The organism is Labrenzia sp. CP4, assembly GCF_001579905.1.
GTDB lineage: Bacteria > Pseudomonadota > Alphaproteobacteria > Rhizobiales > Stappiaceae > Roseibium > Roseibium algicola.
Window position 1 is genome coordinate 4,030,070 of record NZ_CP011927.1, and the last position, 18,415, is coordinate 4,048,484.

18 protein-coding genes are annotated in these 18,415 nt (G+C 60.3%); all 18 read right to left on the bottom strand.

The features are described from left to right. Window positions 1-589: 589 nt before the first annotated feature. Window positions 590-985, bottom strand: a complete 396-nt coding sequence (locus ACP90_RS18525) for a RidA family protein (RefSeq protein ID WP_022997649.1) — start codon at window positions 983-985, stop codon at window positions 590-592. Between the two features lie 100 nt (window positions 986-1,085). Continuing rightward, window positions 1,086-1,487 (bottom strand): thioesterase family protein, encoded by a 402-nt coding sequence (locus ACP90_RS18530; RefSeq protein WP_062489245.1) that lies wholly within the window; start codon window positions 1,485-1,487, stop codon window positions 1,086-1,088. Window positions 1,488-1,490: 3 nt separating this feature from the next. Then, window positions 1,491-2,180: an ABC transporter ATP-binding protein gene (locus tag ACP90_RS18535; RefSeq protein ID WP_055659143.1), complete on the bottom strand. Its 690-nt coding sequence runs from the start codon at window positions 2,178-2,180 to the stop codon at window positions 1,491-1,493. Continuing rightward, window positions 2,177-2,926, bottom strand: coding sequence for an ABC transporter ATP-binding protein (locus ACP90_RS18540; RefSeq protein ID WP_022997652.1), 750 nt, complete (start codon window positions 2,924-2,926; stop codon window positions 2,177-2,179). Before ACP90_RS18540 ends, ACP90_RS18535 begins: the two co-directional genes overlap by 4 nt. Continuing rightward, entirely contained in the window at window positions 2,919-3,902 is a 984-nt protein-coding gene (locus ACP90_RS18545; protein WP_022997653.1) for a branched-chain amino acid ABC transporter permease, read from the bottom strand. The genes ACP90_RS18540 and ACP90_RS18545 overlap by 8 nt, the downstream gene beginning before the upstream one ends. Further along, a complete protein-coding gene (locus tag ACP90_RS18550; RefSeq protein WP_022997654.1) occupies window positions 3,899-4,819 on the bottom strand; it encodes a branched-chain amino acid ABC transporter permease in 921 nt (306 codons plus the stop codon). The genes ACP90_RS18545 and ACP90_RS18550 overlap by 4 nt, the downstream gene beginning before the upstream one ends. A 57-nt stretch (window positions 4,820-4,876) precedes the next feature. After that, entirely contained in the window at window positions 4,877-6,013 is a 1,137-nt protein-coding gene (locus ACP90_RS18555) for an ABC transporter substrate-binding protein (RefSeq protein ID WP_062489247.1), read from the bottom strand. Between the two features lie 136 nt (window positions 6,014-6,149). After that, entirely contained in the window at window positions 6,150-7,769 is a 1,620-nt protein-coding gene (locus ACP90_RS18560) for an AMP-binding protein (RefSeq protein ID WP_062489249.1), read from the bottom strand. A gap of 3 nt (window positions 7,770-7,772) precedes the next feature. Next, window positions 7,773-8,927, bottom strand: a complete 1,155-nt coding sequence (locus ACP90_RS18565; RefSeq protein ID WP_062489251.1) for an acyl-CoA dehydrogenase family protein — start codon at window positions 8,925-8,927, stop codon at window positions 7,773-7,775. Next, entirely contained in the window at window positions 8,927-9,727 is an 801-nt protein-coding gene (locus ACP90_RS18570) for an enoyl-CoA hydratase family protein (protein WP_055659135.1), read from the bottom strand. The genes ACP90_RS18565 and ACP90_RS18570 overlap by 1 nt, the downstream gene beginning before the upstream one ends. Next, window positions 9,717-10,199, bottom strand: a complete 483-nt coding sequence (locus ACP90_RS18575; protein ID WP_055659133.1) for a MarR family transcriptional regulator — start codon at window positions 10,197-10,199, stop codon at window positions 9,717-9,719. Before ACP90_RS18575 ends, ACP90_RS18570 begins: the two co-directional genes overlap by 11 nt. Then, window positions 10,199-10,942 (bottom strand): SDR family oxidoreductase, encoded by a 744-nt coding sequence (locus ACP90_RS18580; protein WP_062489253.1) that lies wholly within the window; start codon window positions 10,940-10,942, stop codon window positions 10,199-10,201. The genes ACP90_RS18575 and ACP90_RS18580 overlap by 1 nt, the downstream gene beginning before the upstream one ends. After that, the gene (locus ACP90_RS18585) at window positions 10,939-13,233 is read right to left on the bottom strand and encodes a bifunctional salicylyl-CoA 5-hydroxylase/oxidoreductase (RefSeq protein WP_062489255.1); all 2,295 of its coding nucleotides are present in this window, start codon (window positions 13,231-13,233) and stop codon (window positions 10,939-10,941) included. The genes ACP90_RS18580 and ACP90_RS18585 overlap by 4 nt, the downstream gene beginning before the upstream one ends. Window positions 13,234-13,384: 151 nt before the next feature. After that, the gene (locus ACP90_RS18590) at window positions 13,385-14,374 is read right to left on the bottom strand and encodes a LacI family DNA-binding transcriptional regulator (RefSeq protein WP_062491759.1); all 990 of its coding nucleotides are present in this window, start codon (window positions 14,372-14,374) and stop codon (window positions 13,385-13,387) included. A gap of 79 nt (window positions 14,375-14,453) precedes the next feature. After that, window positions 14,454-15,380 carry a ribokinase gene (gene rbsK / locus ACP90_RS18595; protein WP_062489258.1) on the bottom strand — a complete coding sequence of 309 codons (927 nt, stop codon included), beginning with the start codon at window positions 15,378-15,380 and terminating at the stop codon, window positions 14,454-14,456. After that, entirely contained in the window at window positions 15,377-15,787 is a 411-nt protein-coding gene (rbsD, locus tag ACP90_RS18600) for a D-ribose pyranase (protein ID WP_062489260.1), read from the bottom strand. Before rbsD ends, rbsK begins: the two co-directional genes overlap by 4 nt. Further along, the gene (locus tag ACP90_RS18605) at window positions 15,784-16,782 is read right to left on the bottom strand and encodes an ABC transporter permease (RefSeq protein WP_062489262.1); all 999 of its coding nucleotides are present in this window, start codon (window positions 16,780-16,782) and stop codon (window positions 15,784-15,786) included. Before ACP90_RS18605 ends, rbsD begins: the two co-directional genes overlap by 4 nt. Continuing rightward, on the bottom strand, window positions 16,779-18,347 hold the full coding sequence (locus ACP90_RS18610) for a sugar ABC transporter ATP-binding protein (protein WP_062489264.1): 1,569 nt from the start codon (window positions 18,345-18,347) through the stop codon (window positions 16,779-16,781). The genes ACP90_RS18605 and ACP90_RS18610 overlap by 4 nt, the downstream gene beginning before the upstream one ends. Window positions 18,348-18,415: the final 68 nt, after the last annotated feature.

The following is an 18,415-nucleotide window of genomic DNA, read 5'->3' on the forward strand; positions in this document are numbered from 1 at the left end:
TGACATTGTAAACACTTTGTCTGACATAATCTTCGGACAAAGCGCCATCCCGTTTAAACAATTGTTTTATTGAGTGAATTTTACAATCTCGCGAAGAACATCAGCCACCGCAGCTCCACGCCTCTCACCACAATCACCCTCACCATCGTCATCCCGGCCAAGCAACGCGCGAGCCGGGATCGGAGAGCCGCTGGCAGCAGTGGCAAGTCCCGCCCTATCGACAGGCCCTGGTTCCCCGGTCCCGGATCTTCGCTGCGCTCCGTCCGAGAAGACGAAATCGAGGTGGGAGATTATGCAAAAGGCAGCCAGCTGACCTGCCCCAACGCCTCTCACAACAGTCACCCTCACCATCGTCATCCCGGCCAAGCAACGCGCGAGCCGGGATCGGGGAGTCGCTGGCGGCGGTGGTGGCCCGCCTCCTGTTGACAGGCCTCAACTCCCTGATCCCGGATCTGCGCTGCGCTCCGTCCGGGAGGACGAAATCGAGGTGGGAGATTGTCCCGAAGACGGCCTGTCGCGGAGGCTGTAAACAAAAGCCCGGCACGAGGTGCCGGGCTATAGATAGCGCAACGGAAATATTCTCTGCCGGTCAGCCGACCTGGGCGGTTGCCTCGATTTCGATCAATGCATCGTCCTCTATGAGGCCAGCCACCACGACGACCGACATGGCCGGGAAATGCCGCCCCATCACCCGACGGTAGGCTTCACCGACTTCTCTCTGCCGGGCAAGATATTCGCGTTTGTCCGTAATGAACCATGTCAGGCGGGCGATATCGGTCACGGCTCCACCGGCGGCCTCGACGATAGCCACAATGTTGGCGAGCGTCTGTTCCATCTGGCCGACGAAGTCACTGGTTTCAAAGACCTGGTCCTTGTTCCAGCCGATCTGGCCGCCGATATGGAGCGTCTTGCCCTCCGTCAACATGCCGTTTGCATAGCCTTTTGCCGGGGCCCAGCCGTCGGGTTGAATGCTTTTGACCGTCATTGATCCTGACTTTCCTTGTCTTCCGGATCAGCTGAAAATCAATCCGACTGGATTGAACTCTCAAGGCTGATCGCTCCCTACCTGTTGAACCGGTCGGCGCTCAAGCGAGTGCCGACTGGTCCAGAAATCGTTGTTTTACCTGTTCCGGCCATGGCTCCGGTTTGCCGCTGCTGTCCACGTTGACGATGGTCAGCTCGGTCTGGAAGCGCACCTCGCCATCGCATTGCGCGCTGATTGCGATGCCGCAACTGGTCCGGCCAACCTTGGTCACGTTCAAGCCGAGCACCAGAAGATCGCCCAGTTTGCTCGGAGCCATGAAACGCGTACGAATTTCCGCAGTCGGTACGGCCCCCACCTTGTGAATGTCCTTGAACGGCCATTCGACGACCTTGTCGAAAAAGGCTTCGACACAATCGTTCATCATCTCGAAATAGCGGGGATAGAAGACAATCCCCGCCGGATCGCAATGCTTGAACAAGATGGGTTGCTCGAACCGGAACATCACTCAAACTCCGATGTACTTGGCAGTGACGTCGTCGGTCAGAGCATCAATACCGCCAGTCCAGACGGATGTGCCGCGCTCCAGGATCGTCGCCCGGTCGCAAACCTGGCGCAGTTCCTTGATCGACTTGTCGATGACGAGGATCGCGAGCCCCGTTTCCGCCTTCAACTGACGGATCACGGCCCAGATTTCCTGGCGGATGACAGGGGCCAGACCTTCGGTCGCTTCGTCCAGGATCAGCAGCTTCGGGTTGGTCATCAGGGCTCGGCCAATGGCGAGCATCTGCTGTTCGCCACCCGACAGCGAACCCGCCCGCTGGCCGCGCCGTTCACCAAGCCGCGGAAACATGCCTATGACGCGTTCGAAGGTCCAGTCGCCGCGCCGTGCCGCCGCGATCAGGTTTTCCTGAACGCTCAAGGTGCTGAAACAGCGACGCCCTTCCGGAACAAGGCCCAGTCCCAACCGGGCAGCCTTGTGGCTCGGTAGGCGGGCAAGGTCATGACCGGCAAATGTCAGCGAGCCTTGCGCGGAGAGCATCCGGCAAATGCATTTGACCGTGGTCGACTTGCCCATGCCGTTGCGGCCAAGCAGTGCCAGCACTTCGCCCTCGCCGATTTCCAGATCAACGCCGAAAAGCGCCTGACTGGCGCCATAGGAGGCCGTCACGTTGGACAGTGTCAGAAGACTGCTCATGCTTCGTCTCCCAGGTAAGCTTCCTTAACGGCGGCGTTGGACCGGATTTCATCGACCGTGCCGGTGGCAATCACCTCGCCGTACACCAGCACACTGATACGGTCTGCCAGCGAAAAGACCGCGTCCATGTCGTGTTCGACGAGAAGGATCGGAGCTTCGTGCCGGAGCTGATCGAGAAAACCGGTGAGCAGCTTCGAGCCTTCAGAGCCCATGCCTGCCATGGGTTCATCCATGACAAGCGCCTTTGGTTTCTGTGTCAGCGCAACGGCCACTTCCAGCTGACGGCGCTGACCGTGACTGAGCTCCGCCGTGCGCATGCGTGCCTGGTCCAACAGGCCGACACGGGCGAGCGCTTCCTCGGCGGTTTCACGCAAGGAGGTGTCCCTGGTCACGTTGGAGAAGAACCTCCAGGGCCGACCGCTGGCACCCAGTGCCCCGAGCAGAACGTTCTGGAGAACCGTGTCTTCCATGGCCAGCGAGGAGATCTGGAAGGTACGCCCAAGGCCGGCACGCGCGCGGGCGCGTGTCGGTTGATGCGTCACGTCCCTGCCCAGCAGGCGAACCGACCCGGCATCAGGCCGCAGTGTTCCGCAAATCTGCCCGATCAGGGTGGACTTGCCGGCACCATTGGGACCGATGATCGCGTGGATCTCGCCAGGCTTCAGGTCGATGGAGATGTCACGGCTGGCTCGCAAGGCGCCAAAGCTCTTGGAAATGCCGTTTGTTTGCAGGACAGCATCAGTCATGAACAGCCTCCCGTCCGCAAATCATGCCAATCACACCACCCTTGCCGAAGAGCACGATGACCAGAAGCAACAGCCCCAGGTAGATGTGCCAGAAGTCGCTCAAGGCTCCGAGCCAGTGCTCCAGCGCAACAAAGACCAGCGCACCGACCACAGGACCGAAAAGCCGTCCCACCCCACCGATGATGATGAAGATCATGATCTCGCCACTGGTCTGCCAGCTGAACATCGTCGGACTGACGAAACGGTTGAGGTCGGCAAACAGCGCCCCCGCGAGACCCGTGATGGCGCCGGACACAACGAAGGCAACGAGCTTCAGTCGCACCGGGTCCAGTCCCGCGGTCTCCACGCGAACGGGAACCTGCCGGGCAGCATTGAGAGCAAGACCAAATGGAGACCCCGACAGCCGCCATGCAAACAGCAGCACAAGGCACAAAAGCCCCAGGCAAAGCCCGTAGAACTGGATTGGGTCCAGCGTATTGAGCCCCGGAAATCCGTTGCGGACATAGATCGACAGTCCGTCCTCTCCGCCATATTCCGCCCAGGAAATGGCAAAGAAGAAGAACATCTGGCCAAAGGCCAGCGTGATCATGATGAAGTAGACCCCTGCCGTTCTCAAGGACAGGATCCCGATCACCAGCGCAGCCAGGGAAGACACCACGACGGCTACAAGCCAGATCACCGGCATGGACTTCGTGCCTTCGATCAGGAATGGCCACTCGGTGAGCGCGGTATAGTTCTGGGCATGGTAGGCGAGGATACCCATGGCATAACCGCCGAGGCCGAAGAAGACCGCGTGACCGAGACTGACCAGCCCGCCAAGGCCGAGCGCGATGTTGAGGCCAACGGCCGCGATCGCAAAGACGACGGCACGCGTCATCAGCGTAATGGTGAAGGGTTCTTCCGCCGAGATCGCCCAAAAAGGGATCGCGACGAAGAGCGCCAGCGTCAGCGCATTGAGATAGCGTTCCCGGATCATGCGCGCGCTCCGAACAGACCGGCAGGACGCAGGATCAGCACCGCAGCCATGAGGATATAGATCGCCATGGAGGCGAGCGAGGATCCGACGGACGTGGCTGTCGACGGATCGAGGAACAGCTTCAGGATTTCCGGCAGGAAGATGCCGCCGAGCGTATCGGTCAATCCAACCAGGATAGCGCCCACAAGCGCCCCCTTGATGGAGCCGATGCCGCCGATGACGATGACGACGAAAGCCAGGATCAACACCGGTTCCCCCATGCCGACCTGCACCGACTGGATGGCACCGACCAGGGCGCCGGCAAGACCTGCCAGAGCGGCGCCAAGCGCGAAGACGATGGTATAGAGCCGCGCAATGTCGATGCCGAGGGCCGCGATCATCTCGCGGTCATTTTCCCCTGCCCTGATCTGCACACCGAGACGCGTCCTGGAAATCAGCATCCAGAGACCGAGCGCAACGGCAAGGCCGACGGCAATCAGCGTCAGCCGGTAGAGAGGATATTCGATGCCGCCCGGCAACGTGACCGGGCCGGACAGGAATTCCGGCACGTCGAGAAACAGCGGAAAGGAACCGAAGATCCAGCGCGTTCCTTCGGAGAAGATCAGGATCAGCGCAAATGTCGCCAGCACCTGATCCAGATGATCCTTGGCGTAAAGCCGGCGGATGACCACCAACTCGACCAAGGCGCCCGCGATGGCAGCACCGGCAAGTGCCGCCACGAGGCCCAGCAGAAACGATCCGGTTGCAGCCGCAACAGCCGCCGCGCAGAACGCCCCGATCATGTAAAGCGAACCATGGGCAAGGTTGATCAAACCCATGACGCCGAAGATCAAGGTCAGCCCGGCGGCCATCAGAAACAGCATGATGCCGAATTGCAGGCCGTTCAGAACCTGCTCTATGAGCAATATCAGTGACATGAGTACCCCGCCCCTTTGGCCGGCGCGGCTTCCCGCACCGGCTTTTGGGTCAATACCTTACATGTTGCACTCGGACCAGTAGGCATCCGCATGGCTGGTCAAGGCCTTGCCGATGATCTTGTTGGTGTAGACGTCACCTTCCTTGATGACTTCGCGGACGTAGATGTCCTGGATCGGGTGATGGTTCGGACCGAACTTGAAGCCGCCACGGGTGGAAGCGAAATCGGCTTCTTCCAGCGCCGCGCGGAAGGCATCAGCATCCTTCACGTCCGCCTTGGCCATGGCCGACAGCAGCAGATTGGCGGTATCGAAGCCCTGCGAAGCGTAAAGCGACGGCAGGCGGCCGTACTCGGCCTGGAAGCTCTCAACAAAGGCCTTGTTGGCCGGGGACTCGATGTCCTTGCTCCACTGGCTGGTGTTCTTGACACCGAGCGCCGCATCGCCAACGGCCTGCAGAATGCCCTGATCAAAGGAGAAAGCAGGTCCGATTACCGGCAGATCGACACCGGAGTCCTTGTACTGCTTCAGGAAGGAGATCCCCATGCCGCCCGGCAGGAAGAAATAGACACTGTCTGCACCGGAGGCACGGATCTGCGCGATTTCAGCCGCGTAGTCGGTCTGACCCAGCTTGGTGTAGATTTCGCCCGCGAACTCGCCCTTGTACATGCGCTTGTAGCCGGTCAGCGCGTCCTTGCCGGCCGGGTAGTTCGGCGCAAGCAGGAAGCTGTTCTTCAGGCCTTCGAAATTGGCATAGGCGCCGGCAGCTTCATGCAGGTTGTCGTTCTGCCAGGCGACGTTGAAATAGTTCGGGTGGCAGCCCTTGCCGGCCAGCGCGGAGGGGCCTGCGTTCGGCGACAGGTAGAACTTGCCCTGCGCGGTTGCTGACGGCACCACGGCCATGGCGAGGTTCGACCAGATGATACCGGTCAGGACGTCCACCTTTTCCGACTGGATCATCTTGTCGGCCAGCTGCACGGCGATGTCCGGCTTCTGCTGATCGTCCTCGACCACCACTTCCAGATCCGTGTTGCCGGCCTGCTTAACAGCCAGCATGAAGCCGTCGCGCACATCGATGCCAAGGCCCGCACCACCACCAGACAGAGTGGTAATCATGCCGACCTTCACCGGTTCCGCGTTGGCGCTGGAAAGGCCGAGTGCGAGAGCGGCTGCGGCCGCCATTGTTACAAATTTCATATGCTGCTCCTCTTGGTCTTGTGACCTGCTATTCCCATTCGGTTTTTTAGTTTGGACCGCCGTGCTTCGTTTTTGCGGCACGGTCAGCAAGGGGCTTGTCGTTTTAGTGTCCCGCGTGCCCCACGCGAGGGTCTGGTCAGGCGTCCGGACGCAGCCGGAAGCGCTGGATCTTGCCGGTTTCTGTTTTCGGCAAGGCGTCTGCAAAGATGATCGAGCGTGGATACTTGTAAGGCGCGATCGTCGCTTTAACGTGATCTTTCAATGCCTTGGAAAGGTCGTCTGAGGCTTCGTGCCCAGCTGCAAGAACCACATGGGCCTGTACGATGGAGCCTCGTTCCTCATCCGGAGCACCGATGACGGCACATTCCTGGACCGCAGGGTGTGCAAGCAGTGCCGCTTCCACTTCCGGGCCTGCAATGTTGTAGCCGGCGGAGATGATCATGTCGTCGTTGCGGGCGGCAAAGTGCAGGTGGCCGTCCTCGCTCATGGAAAAGCTGTCACCGGTGATGTTCCAGCCATCCATCACATACTGCCCCTGGCGATCGTCCGCCAGATAGCGACATCCGGTAGGACCGCGCACCGCAAGACGCCCCACTTCACCGGGAGCGACGTCCTTGCCGTCCTGATCGAGGATCCTGACTTCGTATCCGGAAACGGGTTTTCCGGTGCAGGCAGGCTTGTGGTCGTCGAAGCGGTTGGAAATGAAGATATGCAACATCTCCGTGGCGCCGATCCCGTCCAGCATGGGCTTGCCGGTCTTGGCCATCCAGGCGTCATAAACGGGACCCGGCAGAGTTTCACCGGCGGAGACCGCGGCGCGCAGCGAGGAAAGGTCAGCCCCCTCCTCCATGGCCTGCAGCATCACGCGATAGGCGGTCGGTGCGGTGAAGCAGACGGTCGCCTTATATTTCTCGATGATCTCGATCATGTTCGGCGGCGTCGCGCTTTCCAGTAGCGTGGCTGCAGCGCCGAACCGCAGCGGGAAGATTGCAAGTCCGCCAAGACCGAAGGTGAAGGCCAAGGGTGGTGAGCCGACGAAGACATCGTCCGGCGTGACACCCAGAACTTCCTTGGCATAGCCGTCGGCAATGATCAGCAAATCCCGGTGGAAGTGCATCGTGGCCTTGGGCGTGCCAGTGGAGCCGGACGTGAAGCCCAGCAGGGCGACGTCATCGCGTCCGGTCGGGACAGCGTCATAGAGCACGGATTTTTCCAGCGCGAGCCGGTCCAGCTCCGCATCATGGTTTGACGTGCCGTCGAAGCCAATCACCTTCTTCAGGAAGGATGATGTCTTGGCACAGGCGACCATCTCGTCCATGAGACGCGTGTCGCACAGTGCGAACTCGATTTCCGCCTTGTCGACGATCTTGGAAAGTTCGCCCGCGCGCAGCATGGGCATCGTGTTGACGACAACGGCACCGGCCTTGGTTGCGGCGAGCCAGCAGGCGACCATTGCCGGGTTGTTGGCGGAACGGATAAGCACCCGGTTACCCGGCTTCACACCAAGATCTTCGGTCAGTGCATGCGCCAGCCGGTTGGTCCAGTCCGCAAGTTCCTTGTAGGTTCGGCGGCGGCCATTCCCGATCAGGGCGGTGTGATCCCCCAGTCCCTGTTCCACCATCCTGTCGGTAAGCTCAACGCCTGCATTGAGACGTTCGGGATACTGAAACCCATCGAGCAGGAAATCGGGCCAGCTTTCTTCCGGCGGCAGGTTGTCACGGGTAAAGGTATCGACGTGTGCGGAGGGACCAAGCATGGATCAGTCTCCCTGAAAGGCGCCAAGGGTCTGGCGCGCGATGATGATCTTCTGAACGTCCGACGCACCCTCGTAGATGCGCAAGGCACGGATTTCGCGATAGAGCTTTTCGACCTGCATGCCCGAGCGAACACCATCGCCACCGTGAAGCTGCACGGCCTTGTCGATGACCTTCTGTGCCTGGTCGGTGGCAAAGAGTTTTGCCATGGCGGCTTCCCGCGTCACGCGGGGGGCGCCGCTGTCCTTGGTCCAGGCGGCACGGTAAATCAGCAGGGCTGCGGCATCGACATCCAGCGCCATGTCCGCGATATGCCCCTGCACCAGCTGCAGGTCGAACAGCGGCGAGCCCTGGATTTCGCGTGTCGTCACCCGTGAAAGCGCTTCATCCAGCGCCCGGCGGGCAAAGCCCAGGGCGGCGGCGGCGACGGTCGAGCGGAAAATGTCCAAGACAGACATCGCAATCCTGAACCCTGCGCCCGGCGTGCCGATCATGTTCTTTTTCGGAATGCGGCAGCCGGTGAAACGCAGTGTGGCAAGCGGATGGGGCGCAATTGTTTCCAGGCGTTCGACAACCTCGAAACCTTCAAGGTCAGGCGTCACGATGAAGGCCGACAAACCCTTTGCGCCGGGTGCTTCGCCGGTTCTTGCAAAAAGCGTGTAGACGTCGGCGATACCACCGTTGGAAATCCAGGTCTTTTCACCGTCGAGCACATAGACATCACCATCGTCGGTGGCGGTCATGGTCGAATTGGCAACGTCGGAACCGGACTGAGGTTCGGTCAACGCGAAGGCGGAGATCGCCTTGCCGGTGCGCGTCTGCGGAAGCCACTCGGCTTTCTGCTCGTCCGTACCGAACAGGGAAATTGCACCGGTTCCGAGGCCTTGCATGGCAAAGGCAAAATCCGCCAGGCCGTCATGACGGGCCAGCGTTTCGCGAATGAGGCAGAGGCTGCGCACATCCAGCTTGCCGTCCGGGGCACCGCTGTGCTGCAGGAAGCCTGCATCGCCGAGCGCTGTCACCAGATGACGGCAGGCTGCGTCCGTGTCCGAATGGTCAACATGAGCCAGATGCGATCCTGCCCAGATCTCCAGTTCTTCAGCGAGACGCCAGTGCTTTTCTTCGAAGAACGGCCAGTGGAGGAAAGATTTATCCGACATCAGTCGCCCTCGAACACCGGCTTTTCTTTTTTCACGAAGGCTTCGTAAGCCCGGCGGAAGTCGTTGCCCTGCATACAGATTGCTTGCGCCTGGGCTTCCGCCTCGATGGCCTGATCCAGGCCCATGGACCATTCCTGCGCCAGCATGGTCTTGGTCATGGAGTTGGAGAAGGTCGGTCCGGCAACAATACGGCCGGCCATATCCATGGCCGCCTGGTCCAGCTCACCCGCCGGCACCACCGCGTTGAAGAACCCCCACGCATGACCTTCCTCGGCCTTCATCGAACGGCCGAGATAAAGCAGCTCCGCCGCACGGCCCTGACCGATGATACGAGGCAGGATCGCGCAAGCACCCATGTCGCAGCCGGCAAGGCCGACCTTGTTGAACAGGAAGGCAACCTTGGCCTCCGGTGTCGCAACGCGCAGATCGGACGCCATGGCCATGATGGCACCAGCACCGGCGCAAATGCCGTCGACCGCGGATATGATCGGCTTGCCGCAGTTGAGCATGGCTTTCACCAGATCACCGGTCATGCGGGTGAAGGCTAGGAGCTCCTTCATGTTCATCTTCGTCAGCGGGCCGATGATATCATGCACGTCGCCACCGGAGCTGAAGTTGCCGCCGTTCGGGAGGATCACCACTGCATGGACATCATCCGAATAAACGAGATCCCGGAACCAGTCGCGCAGCTCGGCGTAGCTTTCGAACGTCAGCGGGTTCTTGCGTTCAGGGCGGTCGAGCGCGATCCGCGCAATGCCGTTCGCGATCTCACATTTGAAATGCGTCACGTCACTTCGCATTGCCGCTCTCCTCTTGGCTTTGACGTTTCAGGACCAGATCGAGGCGGCTCGAAAGCGCCGCGATGTCTTCCGCCGACCAGCCGTCCAGCAGTTCGTCGATCCAGGTTTCGTGATGGGTTGCAAGTTCCTCGAAGGCGGCTCTTCCCTTCGGCGTCAACCTGGCCACCTGGGCTCGCCGGTCACCTGGAACGGCGACACGCAGGGCCAGACCTTCCTCGGTCAGCTTGTCGACAATGCCGGTGACATTGCCGTTCGACACCTTCAGGAACGTGGACAATTCCGACATTTTCAATCCGTCGGGAAATCGGGCGAGCGCCGACATGACGTCGAACCGCGGCAGGGTCGTGCCATGCTGGTCACGCAGGTTCCGGCGGATTTCGGCTTCGATGCCATTGACGGATTTCAACAGCTTCAGCCACAGACGCAAACGCGTCTTGGACAGGGCTTCCTGTTTCGCTGCGGTTTCCGCCATCACAGCTCTCCTCCCGAAAGTGTCAGCGCGTGACCGTTGATGGACACCGCTCCATCAGAACACAGATAGAGCGCAGCTTCGGCCACTTCCGACACCTGGATGAAGCGTCCCTGTGGATTGTCCGCTTTCAGGCTGTCAGCCGCTGCTTCCCGGCTCATGCCGGTCTTTTCGACAATCGTGTCAATGGAGCGATGCAGCATCGGCGTCTCGATGAAGCCGGGGCAAATCGCATTGACGGTGATGCCGGTTCTGGCCAGTTCCCGCGCCAGTGAGCGCGTCAGCCCGACGACGGCATGTTTGGCGGCGCTATAAGCGCTCACATAGGGGTAGCCGCGCAGACCTGCTGTGGAGGCAATCGCGATCATCCTGCCCCAGCCACTCGCCTTCATGTCCGGCAAAACAGCCTGCCAGACATTCGACACGCCGAAGAGATTGACCGCCAGCATGGCCTGAAAGTCTTCCGCGGTGGTGCGGGCAAAGGGTTTGCTGCTGGCAGCCCCTGCGTTGGCGACAACGACATCAACCGGACCATTGACCGTCCGCGCGGCAGCAACGGCTGCCTGAACGGCCTGCGCATCGGTTACATCGCATACCTGGTACCGCAGCTTCTGTTCGGCAAGGCTTGCTTCCGTCCTGCCGAGAATGGTGACCTTTGCGCCTTTTTCAGCGAAGAGGTGGGCACAGGCGGCACCGACGCCACTGCCGCCACCGGTAACAAGGATATGGCGGCAAGCGACACTCATACCTTCAACATCTCCGCTTCCCGATCGGCCAGACGCCACATCTGGTCGCGGCCCGCGAGATACGGCAACGGCCAGTCGGTGGCGTTCCGGTCGCCGATCTTGGCTGCTTCATGCAGCGTCCAATACGGATCCGCCAGATGCGGACGGCCGACGGCAACAAGATCCGCCCGGCCCGCCATAAGGATCGAGTTGGCGTGGTCTGCTTCGTAGATATTGCCGACAGCCATGGTCGGCAGCCCGCCCTCGTTGCGGATACGGTCTGAGAACGGCGTCTGGAACATGCGGCCATAGACCGGACGCGCCTTCGGGGTTGTCTGACCTGCGGAGACGTCGACCAGATCGACGCCGGCATCACGGAAGCGGCGAGCTATCTCGACCGCGTCGTCAGGCGTGATGCCTTCCTCGCCCACCCAGTCGCAGGCAGAAATTCGAACAGACATCGGCTTGTGATCAGGCCAGACAGCGCGCATGGCGTTGAAGACCTCCAGCGGCCAGCGCATGCGGTTATCCAATGACCCGCCGTATTCGTCCGTCCGTGCGTTGGACACCGGCGAAATGAAAGACGACAGCAGGTAGCCGTGAGCCGCATGAAGCTCGATCATGTCGAAGCCGGCGCGCTCAGCCATTTCGGCTGCGGCAACGAACTCCACCTTGATCGCGTCCATCTCGGCAAGTGTGATCTCGCGCGGCACGGCATTGCCGTCGGACCAGGGGATCGCGGATGCGGAAACAAGTTCCCAGTTGCCGTCGTGAAGCGGCTTGTCCATGCCTTCCCAGCCGATCCGCGTGGACCCCTTACGGCCGGAATGGCCGATCTGGCAACAGATCTTGGCATCTGTTTCGGCATGCACGAAATCGGTCAACCGTTTCCAGGCCGCCTCGTGTTCAGGCGCATAGAGCCCCGGACAGCCAGGCGTGATCCGACCCTCGGCACTGACGCAGGTCATTTCGACAAAGACGAGACCTGCCCCGCCCTTGGCACGCTCGGCGTAATGGACCATGTGCCAGTCGGTCGGCAAACCATCAACGGCCTTGTACTGCGCCATCGGCGAGACGACGATGCGGTTCTTCAACTCCATCTCGCGCAGTTTGAACGGCGTGAACATGGGTGCGCGCACGGGTGAATTCGGGGAAACGCCGGCCTGGTTCATGAACCAGCGCTCGGCAGATTCCAGCCATTTCGGATCCCGCAGACGCAGGTTTTCGTGACTTATGCGCTGGGAACGGGTCAGCATGGAATAGTTGAACTGGACCGGATCGAGATGGAGATAACGCTCGACGTGTTCGAACCATTCCAGCGAGTTGCGTGCTGCCGACTGCAGACGCAGCACCTCCAGGCGCCGGTCTTCCTCGTAGCGCTTGAAAGCAGCGGCCATATCCGCTTCGGTGTGCAGGTATTCCGCGAGCGCAATTGCCGATTCAAAGGCAAGCTTGGTGCCGGAACCGATGGAAAAATGCGCCGTTGCGGCAGCATCGCCGAGCAGAACCACATTCTCGTGGCTCCACTTCTCGCACAGGACACGCGGGAAGCGGATCCAGGCGGAGCCCCGGATATGCTTGGCGTTGGTCATCAGCGGATGGCCGCCAAGGTGATCCTTGAAGATTTCCTCGCAGGTCCGGATGCTGTCTTCCTGGCTCATTTCGCCAAAGCCGAAAGCGTCAAAGGTTTCCTGCGTGCACTCCACGATGAAGGTCGCCGTTTCATCATCGAACTGGTAGGCGTGCGCCCAGACCCAGCCGTGCTCGGTTTCCTCGAAGATGAAGGTGAAGGCATCGGCAAATTTCTGATGCGTGCCGAGCCAGACGAACTGGCACAGGCGCTGATCGATGTCAGGTTTGAACGTGTCCTGATAGAGCGTGCGGGTCTTGGAATTCAGACCGTCGCTGGCCACTACGAGATCGTAGTCCTTGCGATAATCCTCGGCGCTGTCGACTTCGGTTTCGAACTTCAGGTTGATGCCGAGCTCGCGGGCGCGCTCCTGTAGGAGCAGCAGCAATTTCATGCGACCGATGCCGCAGAAACCATGCCCGGTGGAGACGAGACGCTCTCCACGCATATGAAGGGCAATGTCGTCCCAATAAGCGAAATTCTCGCCGATGGCCTTGGCGCTGACAGCGTCGTTCACCGCGAGGTTCTGAAGGGTCTCATCGGAGAGCACCACGCCCCAGCCGAACGTATCGTCGGCGCGGTTGCGCTCGATCACGTCGATCTCGTGGGATGAGTCTCGCAGTTTCATCGAGATGGCGAAATAGAGACCGGCAGGTCCCCCGCCCAGACAAGCAATCCGCATACGAACCTCCCCTGCTGTGGTATGCTCAGCGAACCACAGGGAGATATTTATTTCAAGCCTAAAATTTCAAGCTTGAAATAAATGACGGTATCGATCTGCAAATCATCTTTTATGTCAGGCTGGATACAGGTACGGAACCGTTCAATGCGTCTCAGGGATTCGGGATATTGCCAGTCGATTCCCGCACCACGATCTCCCCGGCAATCGCTTCGTCGGCCGCGGCCTCCCCGGCAAAGATCCTTGCAACCGCTGACCCGGCCAGCTGTTCAATGGGCTGACGCAAGGTGGTGAGACGCGGGACCACGAGAGCTGCCAGTGCAATGTCATCGAAGCCGGTGACGGAAAGATCCGCCGGAATGGCGATCTTCAGATCGCGGGCGCAGCGCAGGACGCCGATGGCCTGCTGGTCACTTGCGGCGGCAATGGCTGTCGGGCGGGTCTCCCGGGAGGTGTCTTTCAGGATTGACCGGCCGATGTCTTCGCCGCTGTCGTAATCGAAATGACCTTCGTGGACAGTAAGCGTGATCGGATCTTCCGGCGTTGACAGGGCCTTGATCCGGGCAACAAAGCCTTCCCGCCGCTGGCGGGCCACCTCCATGGACTGCGGGCCGGCGATATAGGCGATGCGGCGATGGCCGAGGCCGACGAGGTGATCGGCGATTTTCGCCGAGCCGTCGAAATGGTCAGTTGCGACCAGCGGATAGGGACCGAAACGGCGGTCGAGCGAAACGATCGGCACGTCGGCCTTGTGTGTCTGGCCACCGTCGGAGGTTGCCACCACGATGACCCCGCACACGGCCCTGTCCAGCAATGCCGCGATCTGGGTCTGTTCGGCTTCCTCGTCATCATGGGAATTTGCGAGCATAACGGAGTGGCCCCGCTTGGCGGCTTCCATTTCGATGTTCTTGGCGAGCTGGGAAAAGAAAGGGTTGGTGATATCCGGCACCACGAGGCCGATCACGTCAATGCTGTTGGTGCGCAAAGCCCTGGCGGCCAGGTTGGGCTTGTAGTCCAGCTCCTTCATAGCCGCGAGCACGCGCTCTTTCAGGGGCTGCTTGACCGACTCGTTTTTGGACAGAACGCGGGAGACAGTACCAACGGACACACCGGCTTTGCGTGCGACGTCTTTGATTGTTGGCATGTTTTGCGTTTCTCCCCGCGCCCCAGGCGATGCCCCCTTGAACCATTCCTCGGTGTTCTGATCAAGCAAATGAATGCATTCAGGCAATGCGTTGGGCGGGGAAAGCCTCCATCTCGTCCAGACGTGGCAACGATGTTGCCGCTCCCTTGCGGGTTGTTGCCAGGGCCGCCGCCTGCATGGCGAACGAAATTGCATCCTCAATCGAATTGCCCGAGGCAACTCTTGCTGCAAAAGCACCGTTGAAACAGTCACCGGCGGCAACCGTATCGATGCTGCGAACCCCGGGCGCAGGCAAGGCGCCGGTGCTGCCATCAATTGACCAGGCAACTCCGTCTGCCCCCATGGTGACGATAGCGCCGCGCAAGCCCAAGCTGCGCAACGTACCAGCCGCCTCGCGTGCATCGGCCAGTGTTTGCGGTTCTGTTCCCAACAGGCCTCCTGCCTCACCCGCATTTGGTGTCAGTATGTCGAAGCTGGACAGAACTTCAGCGGGCCAGGCAGGGTCCGGCGCGGGTGCCGGATCCATGATGACCAGCGCACCCGCCTCACGGGCAATCCGCGCGGCGGCCAGCGATGTTTCCAGACCAATCTCATTCTGCAAAAGCAGGACGCGGCTCTTGCGGAGGATATCTGCATATTTCGAGACATTTTCCGGTGACAACCTGCCATTTGCACCGGCCGAGAGGCGGATAATGTTCTGCCCATCGGGATCGACATCGATGAAGGCAAGACCGGTTGCGGTGTTGGTCATTTCCTCCAGAAGGATCGCAACCCCTTCTGGCCTGAGGGCTGCGGCGGCTTCCGCACCAAAGCCATCTCTGCCGACGGCACCGATGAAGTTGACACTGGCGCCCAGACGGGCGGCAGCGACGGCCTGGTTGGCCCCCTTCCCGCCCAACGAGGTGACGGTTTCGCGAACGGAAATCGTCTCACCAATTTTCGGCCAGCGGTCGAGATAGCTGGTGAGGTCGATATTGATGCTGCCGACAACGGTAACGGACGTCAAAACGCAACTCCGCTGATGAGGATGATGTTGGCGTAGGGGGTCACCTCGCCGGTGCGGATCACGGCCCTGGCCGTTTGCGTCCGGTGCTTGAAAGCCTCGTGCGAAAGCCTCGAAACGGTAATCGCCTTACCCGTCTCCTCCGCCCAGGCAGCCACTTCATGCTGCATCAACGAGGTCAGTTCCGCAGATGCCTCCTCTGCCCAGACGGCACCTTCAATGACGAGTTCGGACTTCAGTGCGGTCAGTAGTTCGCGAAAGCTCGGCACCCCTGCAGTAACGGCAAGGTCGATCACCTTCACACCGGCCGGTACAGGCAGACCGGCATCGGCAACAACGATTTCGTCCAGGTGCCCGAGAGAAGCAACAAGCAAGCTCAGGTGGCGGTTCAAAAGGGCTGTGCGTTTCATTTGGATGCGTACTTTGCACGGTAGTAGTCGAGGATGACGGCAACGATGATGACGACACCGGTGATCATCTGGCGCATGAAATCGCTGAGGCCGATCAGGATGAGCCCGTTGGCGAGGACACCGATGATGAAGGCCCCCAGCAGCGTCCCGATGACCGATCCGCGCCCACCGCTGAGACTGGTGCCGCCGATGATGACGGCAGCAATGGCATTGAGTTCAAAGCCGATGCCGGCAATCGGGCTGGAGATGTTGAGGCGTGCCATATAAACGACCGCGGCAATCCCGGCGGTCAGACCGCAGATGGTGAAGGCCGCGATCTTGTAGCGAGCCACCGAATGACCGGCCAGCCGGACAGCTTCCTCGTTGTTGCCGATACCGTAGATCAGACGGCCGAAGACCGTGAAGTTCAGCACGAACCAGGCAATGAACACCAGCACAAGCGCCACCAGGAACACTACCGGCACACCGTAAACCATGGCGGACCCGAATTCCTCGAACGCGAAGGGGAAGGAATAGATGGTCTGTGCCTCGGAAACCTGCAGCGCTGCGCCGCGGGCAATGTTCAGCATGCCGAGCGTGATGATGAAGGACGGCAGCGACCAGTAGGCACTGATGGCACCGTTGAGAAAGCCGCAGAAGACGCCGGTCAAGGTGGCTGCGACAACGGCTAGCGCGATCGCCTCCGCCGGGCCAAAGCCGGGCAAGGTAATCGCCTTGCCGGCAACAACGGCAGCAAAGGCCATGACGGATCCGACAGACAGATCGATGCCGCCGATCAGGATCACGAAAGTCATGCCGACGGCCAGCACAAGGTTGATGGTGATCTGGGTCAGGATGTTGGTGATGTTGTTGGGCGTCAGAAAGTGCTCGGTGAAGAGCGAGAAAAAGACGATCAGCGCCAGCAGAGCCAGGCCGATGCCCGCGTTGTGCAACACCGTCCGGATGGAGAACTTCGGTGCGGCTGCGGCCGTTTCACTCAAGGTTTCGGTTGTCATTTGTCGTTTTCCCCGGCGCTCGGCGTTTGCCCGTAGGCCAGTTTCAGAATGTTTTCTTCAGAGAAATCCGGGCGTTTCACTTCGCCCTGGATCTCATGTTCGGCAAGCACCAGAATGCGATCGGCCAGTGTCATCAGCTCCGGCATTTCCGAAGAGACGACAAGCAAGGCAACCCCTTCTCGGGCCAGGTCTTTCAGAATGGCGTAGATTTCCGCTTTGGCGCCGACGTCCACACCGCGTGTCGGCTCGTCGAGCAGCAACACCTTCGGATTGCGCGCCAGCCATTTGGCCAGAACAACCTTCTGCTGGTTGCCGCCGGAGAGGCTAGAGGCAGGATCCGAGGCACGTCCGTATTTGAGGGTCAGCCGGGCGGCGCTTGCGATAGCCTGGCGCGTTTCCTCGGCCAGCTTCAAAAGCCCGCTGCGCGAGACCGAGCCCATGTTGGCCAGCGATATGTTGGCAGCAATGGGCATGTCCAGAATGAGGCCTTCGTCCTTGCGATCTTCGGTGACGAAACCGATGCCCGCAGCAATGGCGTCACGCGGCCCCTTGAAGCGCACTTCCGCGCCATCACGGTAGATCTTGCCGGACTTGAGCGGATCGATCCCGAAGATGCCGCGCAGGATTTCAGTACGCCCTGCCCCGACAAGTCCGGATATCCCGACAATCTCGCCGTAACGCAAATCAAGCGAAACCCCGTTTGTCCCGGGATTTGCAACGGTCAGAAGGTCTTCCAGCCTCAATGCGCTTGCGCCAAGCTCATGGCCATCGGGCTGTTCGTCCTGTTCGGCGGCAAGCTTGCGCCCCACCATCCGCTGCACAACACCTTCCGGCGTGGTCTCGCTGATCAGATCGGTCGCAATGGTTTTGCCGTTTCGAAACACGGTAACACGGTCACAGATGGCAAACACCTCATCAAGGTGGTGCGAGACGAATACCACGGTGACCCCGTCCGCCTTGATACCGGCAACGATGTCAAACAGGCGTCTGGTCTCGCGTTCCGTCAGGGTTGCGGTCGGTTCATCCAGGATCAGGATCCGGCTTTTCGACTGCAACGCCCGGGCAATTTCGACCAGCTGGCGATGGGCAATCCCGAGAGAGCGGACTGGAGCGGTGACGTCCACATCCGTCAGTCCGATTGCATCCAGTGCCTTTCGCGCGCGCCGGTTCATTTCCTTGCGGTCCAACAGACCGAGGCTGTTCTTCGGCAGATGTTCTATGGAGATATTTTCGGCGATGGTGAGGTGTTCAAGCAGGTTGAATTCCTGATGAACCACCTGAACGCCATGATCCTTGGCGTCATGCGGGCTCATGGGGCGGTAAGGTTCGCCAGCCAGGGCGATCTGTCCCGCGTCGTAGGGAAACACGCCTGAAAGGATCTTGATGAGGGTGGATTTGCCGGCGCCGTTTTCTCCGACGAGCGCATGAACCTCGCCTTCATCCAGGGAGAAACTGACCCCGTCGAGTGCCTTGACGCCACCGAAATGCTTTTTCAGACCTTCGACCGTCAGGAAAGCACGGTCCGGTGCAGCGGCGGGCGCTGCGGCAAGCGATGCTGCTGCCATGGTGCGTCCAGTCGTTTTTTGATGGATAAACAGCTCCCGCCCTGAAGCTGACCGGGCGGGAGCGTTCT